Genomic DNA, 13908 nt, shown 5'->3' with positions numbered 1-13908 from the left:
CTAACAAACAGGAAGATAAAATCACACCGCTCTTTTGCATGGAAAGATGGCTCCTAAGCCCGTACTTGAAGTTGAACCTCAACTATAGCGGAAACCTCCCGTACTGCCCCTAAAACCGGTAACTCGCCGACATCCGCACCGTAGCCGGCGCTCCGAGATGGATGAACGTATCTCCATAGCTGGCCCCGGTATCCTTCCAGTACCGCTTGTTCAGCACATTATCCGCATAGATACGAAAGCTGACATGACCCTCATCTCCCCCCGGCGAATACCGCGCCCCGAGATTGAAGAGGTTATAACCTGCCACGCTTACAGCGTCATCGCGGGTAGCTTCCTTGCGTCCCGAATAGCTCCACCCCGGCATCAGATGAACATCGGAAAGTCGTACCCAGCGCGTCCGCGGAACGGCAATATCCGCAAAGGCCGCAACCTTCAAATGCGGCACGTTGATCACCTGCTTGCCATCAAAAGCAGTAGTCCCCGTATCGTCCGACATAGCCTGGATACCTGCTGCAGTCGCGGAAATCCGCAACCAGTTAGCCGCCCGTCCCTGCGCTCCAAGTTCAATCCCGTTATGCGTCTCACGACCCTCCGCGATAAAAACAATGCTCTGTCCGGTAGGATCGGCCGGATCCACTTTGGGATAGAAGAATGGCTGCCGCATGCGGAATAGTGCCGTCGTTAACAAGATCCGGCGGCCAGGCTCATACTTGGCTCCAACCTCAGCCTGCCGTGTATAAAACGGCGCCAGGTATTGGCTGGGATTCTCATTTGCCCAGAACGGCGCCTGCGGTCCCAGCGAAAGCAGCACACTGTAGCTCGCATACAAAGTCAGATCGCCAACTGGCGCAATTGTCGCCGAATACTGCGGCAGCCAAACTCCTTTCGTCCCTGAGACGTTGATATCGCGCACCGAGGCATACCGCCCGCCAGCAGTAAGCCGAATCCGCCCCGGAAGCTCCACCCTGTCCTGCACAATCCCCGAAGCTTGGTGATTGAAATCGGCCTGTACAGAAGGCCCAGGAGCCTCATACGTTTGCTCAGCAAACACTACATTTGGCTCGTAGATATTCTCGACACCGATAGGGGCATAGATGATGCTAGGCGACAGATCCACAGCTCGATAAAACATAGAACCACCCGCAACGATGTTATGCGTCACCGGCCCGGTCTTGAGCCGTCCGTAAGCAATCGCTTCGCCCAGCGTATCAATGCGCAACTCGCCGGGACTGCGATAGTCGTAAGCTTCATAACTCCCGTCCGGGCAGAAGAAATAGTAAGGAGCATCCGGGCACAACTGCGTCACGCCATCCGCAGCGTAGGCTGCACCGTATGGGTAGATCACATTGTCATCTATGAGCGAGTGGCTGTAACTCGCGGCCAGGTAAGCATGCCAGTTTGGTGTGATCGTTGTATCCACGCGTGAACTTGCGTTAAACGCATCGAAAATGTTCGGCTTTGACCACGGCTGGTCCGCGAGCATGTGCGATGGGTAAATTCTGTTCAAGTCCGGCACCGTAGTCCCGCCCAGCAGCTGGTATCCGGCAACCGACCGCTCCCGCTTGTGCTGATATTCGAAATCGGTCTTCACCGTTACTGTATCGGACGGTTTCCAATCCGCCGCCCCGGCGCCCACGCCGCGCCAGCCATTCGCACTCTCGACGTAAGTCTTGATCTGTTCTCCGGCAAAGTTTCCGCGCAATCCAAACTGCTTGTGCGGTCCAAACAGATGTCCCACATCAACTGCCGCAAACACCGTCCCGCGATGATCCGTAGCTATGTCAATTGCCGTCACCGCAGCAGGCCGCTTGGTGACGTAATCGATCACACCACCCGCCGCAGTAATCCCAGCCTCAATCCCGCTCATGCCCTTTACAAACTCGACCTGCTGCTTGTTCTCGAGCGGCACATCCTGCTCTCCGGCAATCACTAGCCCGTTGATCTGCAGGCCAGTAGCTAGATCGACATTGAATCCACGAATCTGAAAGTCGCCGTAGTAGCCCACCGGCGCATAGTCTTCGCCAATCGAAGCATCGTTCTTCACCAGGTCCGAAAGCACCCGCGAAAACTGGTCCGTCATCAGGTCGCGCGTCAACACCGTCGCGGACACCGGCGCCGAAGCCAGCGGCAATCCATCGAGACTCCCGGCATCCACGGTTGTAGGAAGATAGTCATCCTGGGTATGCCCCTCGACCACCACCGTCGTAGTCACCGGCTGCACGGATTGAGCCTGTTTCTCGGATTGCGGCGCAGGAGCTTGCGCAACGACAGCGGCCACACAGAAGAGAGCTGAAAAGGGAAGAGCGAAGCGAAAGAAGCGGGCGAGCGATGACATAATTTCCTCTTGGTCCTGAGCATTTGGCTCGGACGAAAACAGAAACAAGAGGTGCTCGCCGGAGGCAGCCGTTGAGCGGCAGCATCCGAGAAAACTTCCCACGCCGGTATTATCCGGTTCGGGTCCGAAGGGACTCTCTCAGCCCCGCAGCTTGCATGCGGAGCACCCCTGTTTCATTTCCTTGAATATATACCCAATAACCGGGTCAGCGTCTCGCAGAGTGCAAGACTATTTCGGAAGTCTTAGCGCCATACCGATCGCAGCTCGTCCAGATAAGCAGCAGGACCAGGAACTTCCAGCCCTTCGATCTTCGCGTCGTCATCCCAGTGCCGCAGCGTAACTGCATCCTTCGCAAACGGCTGCGCCAGAAACGCCTCGGCCTCACTTTCCGTCATCGGACCGCCCTGCAACCCAAGGCTCAGCTTGGAAGATGGCGAAAGCGCATGGAGATATGCCGGGTCAGCGAAACAAAGATACCGCTTTGCCGCCACGTGCATCCGGATGGGCTCAGTCACTGCTGGTGGCAGATGCGGGCCCAGTAGCTCCTGCGCCAGTTCTTCATGCTTCGTATCCTTGCCCTGCTCGGCGATATCCTCGCCTTCCGAGTGCAGGAGGTGTCCAACATCGTGCAGCAGCGCCGCAACCACCAGTTCAGCGGGCTGTCCACTCGCACAGGCAAAGTGGGCCGCCTGCAGGCAATGTTCCAGCACAGTGACGGGCTCGCCAAAGTAAGTCTCGCCGCCGTTGCTTGCCAGTAACTCAATCAGCTCTTCTGGAGTATCAATTCGCGCAGTGGCAATCATGGAGAAATCCTACACCCGAGCCTTCGCATTGCGGAGACGGACCTGAGCTTCGCGCCTCTGCGCAATCGCCAGTACAAGCGCCACCACCGCCGTCAGCAGGCAGATCGCCGCTAGCACCAGGAAAGCGTTCCGCCATCCATATTGCACGGTGACCCGAGCCATCGTATCGCCAGACAGCACACCTGCCAAATAGCCCACACCATCAATGATGCCCGCAGCAGTAGCAGAACCCTTTTCGCCGCCAAAGTCCATCGACATGGCACCGGCAAGGTATGAGTAAGGTCCCAGCAGCAGAAAGCCCACCAGGGCCACCAGTCCGACCGGAATCCACGGATTGACCGAAGAAGTAGCATGCCCCGGCACCTGTGCGAGCAGGAAAAGACAAGCCGTTCCTGAAGCCAGCCCTCCAAATAGCACGAGGCTGCGCCCGTTCAACCCCAGACGATCACTGAGAAACCCAGCCAGCAGAACAGAAATGCCACCAAACAGTGGAAAAAGAGCGCTGCGACTCGCCCCCTGAGCATTACTCAAACCCACGTAGTCGACGAAGTACGTCGGAGTCCAAAGATTGAACGTCTCACGCAAGAGTGTCGTACCAAGCGACAGCAGACAAACCATCCAGAAGAAGCGGCTGGCCAAAAGTGGCTTGAGAATCGACCCCAATCCGCTCTTTTCTTCGGCCGATTTTGCCTTGGGCTTCTCATCCGCGTAGACATTCAGCGGATTGGTTAGCGGAGCCGGAAGTCCGCGCTCCTGTGGCGTTTCCCGCAGCAACACGAGGTTTGCAAGAAACAGCACAAACAGCAATCCCGCACCGGTAAAGAAGATCCCACGCCATCCCATGCCCGCATCGAGCAGCACGGACATAATCTCTCGTGAAGCCGCATCGCCAAAGAGATAGCTCAGGCTTAGAACAGCCATCACCGTGCCGTAAATCGAGTAAGAAAACCACCGCGAAGAAACCTTGACCAGCCCAACCCACCCCGACGACTGGAATGCCCGATTGCCGATCCAGGCGAGCGTGAAAATGGGAAATCCGCCGCCCATGGCGAACAGCAGGGTGAAGAGAATCGCACCGCCCATACCGGCAAGAAAGTTGTTTCTCCCGCCAAACAAGTCCGCAAATGAGCCTGAGACAAACTTGCCGATAGCGTATGCCAGCACGCCGGCCGAAGCAATCGAACCGAGATGTACCTTGGCTACTGCCGCTGGGATCCCGTGCTGCGCAAGATCAGCAGTCAGCAGCGGCATCACAACCGAATAATCGGACCGGCAGAAGTAGTAGCCAGCGTAGCCAAGCATGAGCAGTGACACGGTCAGCGCATGCCAGCGCGTGAAGGCGGGCTGTGTCTGTGGCTCTTGGGCCGGGCTATCGTCCTGATTGGATGTCATTTGCGCCTGTATTTCGGAAGATTTGAAGCGACTGTGCGAGGCTTTCCACTAGCGTAACAGTATGCCCAGACCTCATCGGCTTACCCATGCCACTGGGAGGGAAATCCCGGCCTCCGTAGGCCCCAAAAGGGCGGCTCTCCTGGAGAATTAACAGAGAATTCTTGACTTACGGTCCGAAGTGTCGGATAAAGGGAGAAATTTCCCTTCGTGGAAATGTTCCGGTTTGCGTCCTCAGTGGACTGGTTTCGCGGATTCGGCCTCCTGGCTTTCTGCAAAGGGTACTCAGGCTCCCGTAGCGTACTTTCTGGTTTTTCTTCTTGCTGTGGTCGGTTTCCCTCTCTCCGTGCTGGGTTCCTGCCCAGCGGTGTCTCTTCTTCTCGAAGAGGCCAAACATGCGGGCTTTCCCGCGGAGGTTATACGTGGTTTCTCGTTGTAGATTTGCAGCTTCCGTACTCCTTTTCCTTCTTACGCTAACTCCTGTCTTTGCGTTAACCCCCGCCGTGCATCATCCGCTCGACTCCATGACCCCCGACGAGTATATGAAGACGTACAACGTCCTGCAGGCCGCCGGCAAACTGAGCGATAAAACCATTTTCACCAGCATTCTTTTGCGCGAGCCTCCCAAGGCCGAAGTGATGGCCTGGAAGCCGGGCATGCCCATCGTGCGCAAGGTCGACATCGTTCTGCTCACCGAAGGCAAATCCTTTGAAGCGACAGTAGACGTCTCTGCCGGCAAGATCGATTCCTATAAGGAGTTGACCAAGGACCAGGCTCCCGTCACGGAAGCCGAAATGCACGGCTATGACGACATCCTGAAGAAAGACCCGCGTGTTCTCGAAGCGTTGAAGAAGCGCAACATCACCGACCTCCGTCTCGTGACCTGCTACGTCACGCCGGCTGGTCACGTCGATCTGCCCGAGCAGACAGTTGGTCGCCGGATTGGCTGGGGCGGCTGCACCTACGCTGCAAACGCAAAGTTCGGCTGGGACCGTGAAATCCCCGGCATCTTCTTCGTCGTCGATATGAACGAGAAGAAGATCACGCGCCTCTCCGACTACGGAGTAGTTCCCATGCCGCCCACCACCAGCATCTATGACGCCGATGGCGGTCCCGCTCTCCCCGGCACCAAGCCCTTCCTGATCGCGCAGCCAGACGGCCCCAGCTTCACCATCAAGGACGGCGAAGTGAACTGGCAGAACTGGAAGTTCCGCTTCCGCCTCGATCCGCGCGTCGGCCCAGTGGTCAATCTCGTCACCTACAACGACGGAACCAGGGACCGCTCCGTTCTTTACGAGGGCGAACTGTCGGAAATGTACGTCCCCTACCAGGACCCGGAAGAAACCTGGAACTCGCATGTCTTCCTCGATGCCGGGGAATACTTCATCAACACCGGCTCGGGCGGCATCATCAAGCCTCTGTTGGCCGGGGTCGATTGCCCCGCATATGCGACCTTCTTCAGCGGCACCTTCTTCCACGAGAACGGCACGCCGTACATCCGGCCGCAGCTGGCCTGCTTGTTTGAGCGCGTGACCGGCGACCCGGTTTGGCGCCACTGGGATGAGGACACCTACGCCATCTCTGGCCGTCCCACACGAGAGCTCGTCCTTCGCACCGTAGCCACAGTAGGCAATTACGATTACCTTTTTGACTGGCGCTTTGAGCAGGATGCTTCGATCACGGTTGGCGTGGGCGCAACCGGCATTCTCGAAGTAAAGGCCGTCAAAGACCTTCGCGCCGACGGCGAAGTCTCCCCTGCCATGAAGGTGAAGGATGCCAAGGGCGACACCTACGAGTTCGGCCAACTGGTCGCTCCCGGTATCTCGGCTGTCGATCACGATCACTACTTCAGCTACCGGCTCGATCTCGACGTGGACGGCACCAACAACAGCCTGATGGTCGACAAGATGGTGCCCTACAAGCTGCCTGATTCTTCCCCAGGCCGCAAATGGATATGGGCGATGAAGCCGGAGATGCCGAAGACCGAGGGCGAAGCCAAGCTCGATGTCTCGATCGAGCACCCGGCCATGTGGATGTTCACCAACGAAGGTGTAAAGAACTCGCTTGGCCAGACCACGAGCTTCGAGATCATGCCAGGCGAGACCGGAATCAGCCTGCTGCCCTCAAGCGAATGGCCGCAGAAGCGTGCCGGCTGGTCCGAGCACAATCTATGGGTCACGCCCTATGATCCCAACCAGCGTTACGTCTCTGGCACCTATCTCATGGGTAGCACCGGCGAAGATACCCTGCCCAATTGGGTGAAGCAAAACCGCAGCATCATGAACACGGATATTGTTGCCTGGTACACAGTGGGATTCCACCACGTACCGCGTCCGGAAGACTGGCCGCAGATGCCCATTATGTGGCATACCTTCTCACTGCGTCCGTTCCAGTTCCTGCCCAAGAACCCGGCCATGGATCTGCCGATGGTTCCGTAGTTGGTTCCGTAGTTGAATCCGCAGTAACCCGCTACACAAGACGCAACAATCATTCATTCAGACCAAATCAGAAAGTTTGACTCCGGCGCTCACCGAGGGCCGGAGTCTCATACACAGGAAGCTCAAGAGACGAATTACAGCCCGCAGAGCTGGCGGTGCTGCTTTAAGTTCTCAGGGGTCCGGGACTTCTTTACCCCGGACTTCCAACGAATCGATTCCATCTTTGTGAGGTCCATGCATGTCCTACCTTCCTTCCTTCATGTACGCCCTTTTTTCGCCTCGAATTCGAATGAACCTCGGCGCTGTCTGTAGCCTGTTCTGTCTGGTTCTCCTCGCACCACAGGTCAACGCGCAGTCGACCTTCGGCGCCATCGTGGGCACAGTCCAGGATGCCAGTGGTGCGGTCATTCCCGGCGCCACGATTACCGTCGTCAACACCGGCACCAGTGCGAAACGCGAACTCACTAGCGATGGCAGCGGTAGCTTTACCTTCAGCAATATCGATGTGGGCAACTACAGCCTGACCATTACCGCTGCGGGCTTTGAGAAATACAGCCTGCCGGAGATCGCCATCACCGCGCGCGAGTCGCGTCGCATCGACGCAAAGATGCAGTTAGGCGCAGAAAACCAGACCGTGACCGTCGAAGGACAGGCCCAGAACGTCATCACCACGGAAGTCTCGAACCTCGCAGAAACCAAGCTCGGTGAAGAACTCGTAAGCCTGCCGGTCGCCATCTACTCTCGTTCCACCGGTTCCACCAGCCCTATTTCTACGCTGACGACGGAAGCCGGAGTGCAGACCGACGACAACGGCAATCTCACGATCATGGGTACGACTCCAGCTCTCATGAGCGTGACGCTGGATGGCATCAGCAGCGTCAACGTAGAGAGCTCCGGCCCCAACAACGAAATGTTTCCGTCCTTCAACTCGATTGAAGAAATTCGGGTCAGCGAGTCCAATAACAACGCCGAATTCTCCGGCGTCGCAGACATCACAACCGTTTCAAAAGCAGGTACAGGCAAGTATCACGGCGGCGTCTTCGAGAATCACCAAAACACGATCTTCAACGCGGGCGATCCCTTTACCGGTTCCAAGCCAAAGATCATCATGAACGACTTTGGCGGTACACTCGGCGGCCCAATCTCAATTCCACATCTCTACAACGGTCGGGACAAGACCTTCTTTTTCGCCAGCTTCGAAGGCCTCCGCCTCCCTCGCGAAACTCCTATCGTCGCAACCGTCCCTACCGACGCCATGCGCGGCGACGGCACCGGCTTCGCGGATGTGAGCGGCTACCTCGCCAATGAAGGCGTCGGCGCGATCTATCAGCCAGACGGCATCACCCCTGTTGACCCTTCGCACGTGCCGGTCAGTGCGATCTCCGCCAACATGCTTACCTACCTCTTTCCCAAGCAGAACTATGGGGATGCGAATACCTACGATTTCAATTACCGCACCAACTTCCCCGCGCCGATCTCGGCAAACCAGGGCGACGTTCGTCTCGACGAGACCATCACCGCCAAGCAGTCCGTCTTCGCAAGGTTCTCCTATAAGAATCGCCAGGTGGTCGTGACCCCTGAAACCGACTGCGGTGTCAGCTTCTGCCAGACAGGCGGCGGACTGCTTCAGGGCGCCTATAACGTCCCTGAGATCGACGAAGGCCTCACCTTCGCTCATAACTACGTCATCACCCCACACCTTCTCAACGAGTTCCGCGGCGGCTACAACGCGCTCCATACTTCGACCAACCAGAACTTCAGCACCACAGCGTTGCTGACGCAATTGGGTATTCTGGGCGTAACGCTCCAACCGGATACTGCCTGGGCCGAAGCCCCGCAGGTCGCTATCAACGGATTCATCGGCACGGGCGGAGGCAACCCAACAAAACAGCGCAGTCAGATCATTCAACTCCTGGACAATGTGAGCTGGACCAAGGGGCACCACTCGCTCAAGTTTGGTGGCGACTTCAAGCGCCTTGCCGACTATGACACCAACGTCTTCGGCAACTACACCAGCGGCATCTTTGCCTTCGACGGATCCTCCCAGGTGGGTACGAATATCGGCGACCCCTACACTTCTTTCCTGCTCGGCTATCCCGATTACACCGAGACCGCTACCGTCACCAAACCGGAAATGGATGGCCTCGGCTACTCCTACGCAGTCTTCGCCCAGGACGACTGGAAGATAACCCCCAACCTCACTCTTAACCTTGGTCTGCGCTACGAACTCCATCCGCCCCTCAAGGAAGTCAACTACAACACCGCTTTCTTCCTTCCGGACTACACCGGCACGGTCAATGGACAATCCGTGACAGGCGCGGTCGTCGTTCCCAACAGCCAGTCGATCGGCTACGTCGACCCGAACCTCGCTGCAGCCATCAGCCCGACCCCTTTCCTGACCGCAAGCCAGGCCAAGCTACCCGAAACCCTGCGCTATACCGACAAGAATGACTGGGGCCCGCGTATCGGCTTCGCCTGGCGGCCGTACGGCAACGACAAGACCGTCGTCCGCGGCGGCTGGGGCCGCTTCATTGAAACTCCACTCGGTTTCTCGCTCGTCTCCGGCTGGGCAGTCCATGCCAGCTATGTCGGCGTCTACAGCCAGGGTTTCAACGACGACGGCGTAACCCCGCAGCTTTCCTTTGCCAATCCCTATCCGGCCGCAGCACCTGGAAGCACGACCGGTACGGCAGGCTTCTACTACGCCTTCCCGATTCACTACAAAGACCCCTCGGTTCAGCAGTGGAACCTGACGGTCGAGCAGGATCTTGGGCACGGCATCGGAATGCGCCTCTCCTACACCGGCAGCCACGGAAAGAATCTCGAGACCATGGTTGACCTGAACCAGGTACCCGCCAATACGGAGGGTTACTACAACACTTCGAGCGCCGCCCCTGTCGATCCCACGACGCACTCGTGCATCACAGACGACGGATCGCTCGTCGCCGATCACCGCCCCTACCCATGCTGGAGTGTCATTCAGAGCGTTGAAAATCTCGCTGAGAGCAATTACAACAGCGGAACAGTCGATATTTCCAAGCACAGTGGCAAAGGGCTCACCTTTGACGCCAGCTACATGTTCACCCGCGACCTTTCCGATGCCGCAGGCGCCACGCCAAGCTCATTCGTCGCAGCCGGCGGAAACTTCCTCACCGACCGCTTCCATCCCGGCCTCGACTATGGCAACGTGGCTTACGACCGCCGTCATCGCTTTCTCGCCACCTACCTGTACGACCTGCCCTTCGGCCGCGGCCAGCGATGGTTGAACCACAACGGTGTACTGAATGCAGTGATCGGCGACTGGCACCTGGGTGGCGTGACCATCTTCCAGACCGGACCGTTCCTGACGCCCTACCAGGCCAGCACCGATCCGGCCGGCACCAACATCCTCACCACCATCGGCCAGACCCGCGCAGACATAGTGCCCGGACAGAGCCTGTACGCGTCTCATGGCGACGTCAATCAATGGCTCAATCCGAATGCTTTTGCTATCCCGGATGACAATCGCGGCTACTTCGGCACCGCTCGTGTGGGCAGCGTCATCGGCCCCGGCACCATCAACTTTTCAACCTCTCTGCGCAAGGGCTTTACTATCCACGAGCACACCAAGTTTGAGTTCGCAGCAGAAGCTGCCAACATCTTCAACCACCGCAACTACGAACCACCCAACATGCAACTCGACTCAGGCGCATTCGGCCAGATTCCCGAGCTGCAAACCGCAGAAGGCGCGGGTCCACGCAGCATGGAACTAGGTGCACGCATTTCCTTTTAATCCCTCCACAACAAGAAAAGGCCCCGGAAGCAATCGCTCCGGGACCTTTTCGCGCATCTGGAAATTTACGGAGTGCCAGTGCCTTCTGTCAGCGTGATGAAGCGGTCAACGCCAGCCGGAGGAGGGAAGTGCTCGATCTTCCCACTGGGCCAGTGAATCTCGATGCCCTCGACCACAGTTGCATCGCCTAGGCCAAAATGAGGCCGCTGATCGCTGGAAGAGATGTAGCTGCCGCCGCTCAACACATCCACCCGCTGCCGCATCTTGTTGGCCGTCACATATGCCGCCGCGCCCACCGCATCCTTCGGACTCTTGCCGGTGCCAATGAGCTTCAACCCCAGCCAGTGGTTGTGGTCCGCGCTCACATTGCGCAGGATGACCGGGTGTTGGTCTTCAACGTTGATCACCGCATCCAGCTTCCCATCGTTGAACAGGTCGCCGACTGCCAGCCCGCGCGCCGGAATGACGAGGGCCAGCCCGGTACCTTCGACCGCCGGGACCTCCTCGAACTTCTTGCCAAGAATGTTATGAAACATCTGCGGCCGCTGCGCCCAGGTCGTTCCCCAAGGGTGCTGATCCACCTGCGGATAGACGTGGCCGTTCACGGTCAGTAGATCCTTCCAGCCGTCGTTGTCGTAGTCGAGAAAAGCGTCACCCCACCCGAGGAAGGGCACCGAGATTTCAGCAATGCCCAGCTTATAGCTGATGTCGGTAAAGTTCGCGTCGCCCTCGTTGCGGTAGAGCGGCTTGTAGTCATCCGAGAACGTCGTATTGTAGATGTCGATCTGGCCGTTGTTCTCGTAGTCGCCCACCGCGATGCCCATCGATGCTGTCTCGCGGCCAGCCTCATTGAGCGCGTACCCGGAGGCATAACTGACGTCCTCAAATGTTCCGTCGCCCTTGTTCAGGTAGAGGTAATTGGGCGTGGAATCGTCAGCCACCAGCAGGTCCGGCTTGCCATCATTATTGATGTCCACAAAAACAGTGCTCAGGCCGAAGTATCCCGGCGCGTCCGCCACACCAGCTTTCTCACTCACGTCGGTAAAGGTTCCGTCGCCGTTGTTGTGAAACAGATGGTCGGGCTCGCCCTTCAACCCATGCGGACCGCAGTTGACCGGCTCGCCGCGGAACGAGCAGAAGGCGAACGCCACTCCATCGGTTCCACTGACAGGCGGATGCTCGCGGTCAAAATGCACGTAGCCCGAGACAAAGAGGTCCAGTTTGCCATCGCCGTCGTAGTCACCCCAGGTCGCTCCGGCAGACCAGTTGCCGAGCTGAATCCCTGCTTTTTCACCTACGTCCGTGAATGTCCCGTTGTGGTTATTGTGGTACAGCCTGTTCTTGCCGTAGTTGGCCACAAAAAGATCCGGCCAGCCATCGTTGTCATAGTCTCCGACAGCCACACCAAAGCCCCAGCGGTCATTGGTCACGCCGGCCTTCGCGGTCACATCGGTAAATGTCCCATCGTGATTGTTGTGAAACAGCGCGGCGTGCGGCGCAGGCTCCTTGCCATCAAGCGCCTTGAAGGTCGAGCCGTTGACGAAATAGATATCGAGCCAGCCATCGTTGTCGTAGTCGATCAGTCCCACACCGGAACCATCGGTCTCCAGGATAAACTGCTTGTTCTTGTCGCCCATGACGTGCGTCCAGTGAGTGATGCCGGCCTTCTCGGAGATGTCCTGGAAAATCACGGGGCCAGTCGTAACAAAACCGCCCGCGGTGATAGGTCGCTTCTTGGCATCAAGCTGGATCGGGTGAGGAGAATCGGAAGATGCGCCGCTCGAAGAAGCAGGTTGTGCGCCCTCGTCTGGCTTGGCGGGAGTCTGCGAATGAGCAGAGAAAGCTGAAAGGATAGATCCGAGGATTAGGCCGTAAGGCGCGAGCGAACGAAGAACCGAAGACATGGGTGCCAGTATACGGTGCTCCCGGTAGAGAGGGAAATCCGCCGGAAGGTGTATTCCCACCAAGGAATCTGTCACTGCTCCTCGCCAAACTCGTAGGGCACGGCAAAGCGCCCGATCTGAATCATCTGTTTGTCGCCTGGCGGCCAGATGCGCAGCGACTCCACCCGGCTGTTCGCGGCGATCTTGTGTGCCTGTGCGGTACCGACCAGTTTGCCGGTCAGGGCTTCATGCAAATGGACGCTGAGCGATTCGCCGTCGCGCTGCCAGCCAAAGACATATTCGCCGCGGGCCAGGGAGACCGAGCCGATCCGCAGCGGAGCCTGGACTATCAGGTAGTGCGAATACTTGCCGTCTGCCGAATATCCAGCGGTAATCAGCACCACACCGGCAATAAAATGTCCCTTTCCGTCGGTGATGCCGCTCGCGGTGCGCATTTCCGTCTCAATATGCTCCTTCTCAACCGGAGCGCGCGCCGGCAGCAAAGCTGCCAGTTCGGCATCCGTCGCCTGCCGCCATACGCTCTTCTGGGCGACGGCAAAAGGCGCAAGCAGGAATACAAACAGCAGTGGGAAGGCAAGTTGCCGGAACCGCCGTTTCGTCAGAGTCCTCACAGGCGAATGTCTCCCTTGGTATCGAGCTGTACCAGCCCGCGCTGGATCGCGGCGGTGGCTGCCTGCGTACGGTCTGCTACCCCGAGCTTACTCAGCAGGTTGTTGATGTGAGTCTTCACGGTTGCTTCGGAAATGTCCAGCTCCGTCCCAATCTCCTTGTTGCTCTTGCCACGCACAATCTGCTCCAGCACATCCTGTTCGCGGTGGGTCAGTTGTTCCGTCCCCATGCGCTCCGCCAGCTTCTGCGCGATCACCGGCGGGATGATTGACTTGCCGGCATGAACAGTGCGGATGGTCGAAACCAGCACATCCACCGTCATCCCCTTCAGCAGGTAGGCCCGTGCGCCAGCCTGAAGGGCACGGTAAATATCCTCGTCGCCGTCATAGGTCGTGAGTACGATGAACCGCGCATGCGCGTGGCTGCTGCGCACACGCTGAATAACCTCCGCGCCACCCATCTTGGGCAATCGGAGGTCAATCAGGGTTATGTCCGGGTGGTGCTGCTCGTAAGCCTGCAAGGCTTCTTCACCGTCCGCCGCCTGGCCTACAACTTCAACACCTTCTACAACGCCAAGCAGCGCCACCAGCCCCTGCCGGACTACATGATGATCTTCCACGACCAGAATTCGAATTGGGTTCGTTGCCATGCGTGCTCC

The 13908-nt window shown here is 58.0% G+C and carries 8 protein-coding genes and 1 riboswitch; of the genes, 2 read left to right on the top strand and 6 right to left on the bottom strand.

The features are described 5' to 3' along the window. Nucleotides 1-109 precede the first annotated feature (109 nt). The 3 genes from AC5S27_RS20015 to AC5S27_RS20005 all read right to left on the bottom strand — a co-directional run bounded on the left by AC5S27_RS20015 (nt 110) and on the right by AC5S27_RS20005 (nt 4530). Nucleotides 110-2335 (bottom strand): TonB-dependent siderophore receptor, encoded by a 2226-nt coding sequence (locus AC5S27_RS20015; RefSeq protein ID WP_493936327.1) that lies wholly within the window; start codon nt 2333-2335, stop codon nt 110-112. A gap of 78 nt (nt 2336-2413) precedes the next feature. Further along, a riboswitch (TPP riboswitch) is annotated at nt 2414-2515 on the bottom strand. A gap of 62 nt (nt 2516-2577) precedes the next feature. Beyond that, complete coding sequence (locus tag AC5S27_RS20010; protein WP_493936326.1) at nt 2578-3138, bottom strand: HD domain-containing protein; 561 nt, start codon at nt 3136-3138, stop codon at nt 2578-2580. Nucleotides 3139-3147: 9 nt separating this feature from the next. Then, nucleotides 3148-4530 carry an MFS transporter gene (locus AC5S27_RS20005; RefSeq protein WP_493936325.1) on the bottom strand — a complete coding sequence of 461 codons (1383 nt, stop codon included), beginning with the start codon at nt 4528-4530 and terminating at the stop codon, nt 3148-3150. Between the two features lie 419 nt (nt 4531-4949). On the opposite strand from AC5S27_RS20005, the gene AC5S27_RS20000 reads away from it, so the two are divergent. Together AC5S27_RS20000 and AC5S27_RS19995 are read left to right on the top strand one after the other, a co-directional pair. Then, nucleotides 4950-6965, top strand: a complete 2016-nt coding sequence (locus AC5S27_RS20000; RefSeq protein WP_493936324.1) for a copper amine oxidase — start codon at nt 4950-4952, stop codon at nt 6963-6965. 238 nt (nt 6966-7203) lie between these two features. Then, nucleotides 7204-10737 carry a TonB-dependent receptor gene (locus AC5S27_RS19995; RefSeq protein WP_493936323.1) on the top strand — a complete coding sequence of 1178 codons (3534 nt, stop codon included), beginning with the start codon at nt 7204-7206 and terminating at the stop codon, nt 10735-10737. Nucleotides 10738-10802: 65 nt separating this feature from the next. Here the strand turns inward: AC5S27_RS19995 and AC5S27_RS19990 are convergent, their stop codons facing one another. The 3 genes from AC5S27_RS19990 to AC5S27_RS19980 all read right to left on the bottom strand — a co-directional run bounded on the left by AC5S27_RS19990 (nt 10803) and on the right by AC5S27_RS19980 (nt 13899). Beyond that, nucleotides 10803-12641 carry a CRTAC1 family protein gene (locus AC5S27_RS19990; protein ID WP_493937340.1) on the bottom strand — a complete coding sequence of 613 codons (1839 nt, stop codon included), beginning with the start codon at nt 12639-12641 and terminating at the stop codon, nt 10803-10805. A 71-nt stretch (nt 12642-12712) separates the two neighbouring features. Then, nucleotides 12713-13252 (bottom strand): hypothetical protein, encoded by a 540-nt coding sequence (locus AC5S27_RS19985; RefSeq protein WP_493936322.1) that lies wholly within the window; start codon nt 13250-13252, stop codon nt 12713-12715. Further along, complete coding sequence (locus AC5S27_RS19980; protein WP_493936321.1) at nt 13249-13899, bottom strand: response regulator; 651 nt, start codon at nt 13897-13899, stop codon at nt 13249-13251. Before AC5S27_RS19980 ends, AC5S27_RS19985 begins: the two co-directional genes overlap by 4 nt. Nucleotides 13900-13908 lie beyond the last annotated feature (9 nt).

Source organism: Acidicapsa borealis (assembly GCF_059115245.1).
Note: the sequence above shows the minus strand (reverse complement) of the source record. Positions and strands in the feature narration are given on the sequence as shown.

Bases quoted from the DNA above. Each gene is read 5' to 3' on its own strand.
- AC5S27_RS20015 (WP_493936327.1), bottom strand. From the start codon at position 2,335: ATGTCATCGCTCGCCCGCTTCTTTCGCTTCGCTCTTCCCTTTTCAGCT.
- AC5S27_RS20010 (WP_493936326.1), bottom strand. From the start codon at position 3,138: ATGATTGCCACTGCGCGAATTGATACTCCAGAAGAGCTGATTGAGTTA.
- AC5S27_RS20005 (WP_493936325.1), bottom strand. From the start codon at position 4,530: ATGACATCCAATCAGGACGATAGCCCGGCCCAAGAGCCACAGACACAG.
- AC5S27_RS19995 (WP_493936323.1), top strand. From the start codon at position 7,204: ATGTCCTACCTTCCTTCCTTCATGTACGCCCTTTTTTCGCCTCGAATT.
- AC5S27_RS19990 (WP_493937340.1), bottom strand. From the start codon at position 12,641: ATGTCTTCGGTTCTTCGTTCGCTCGCGCCTTACGGCCTAATCCTCGGA.
- AC5S27_RS19980 (WP_493936321.1), bottom strand. From the start codon at position 13,899: ATGGCAACGAACCCAATTCGAATTCTGGTCGTGGAAGATCATCATGTA.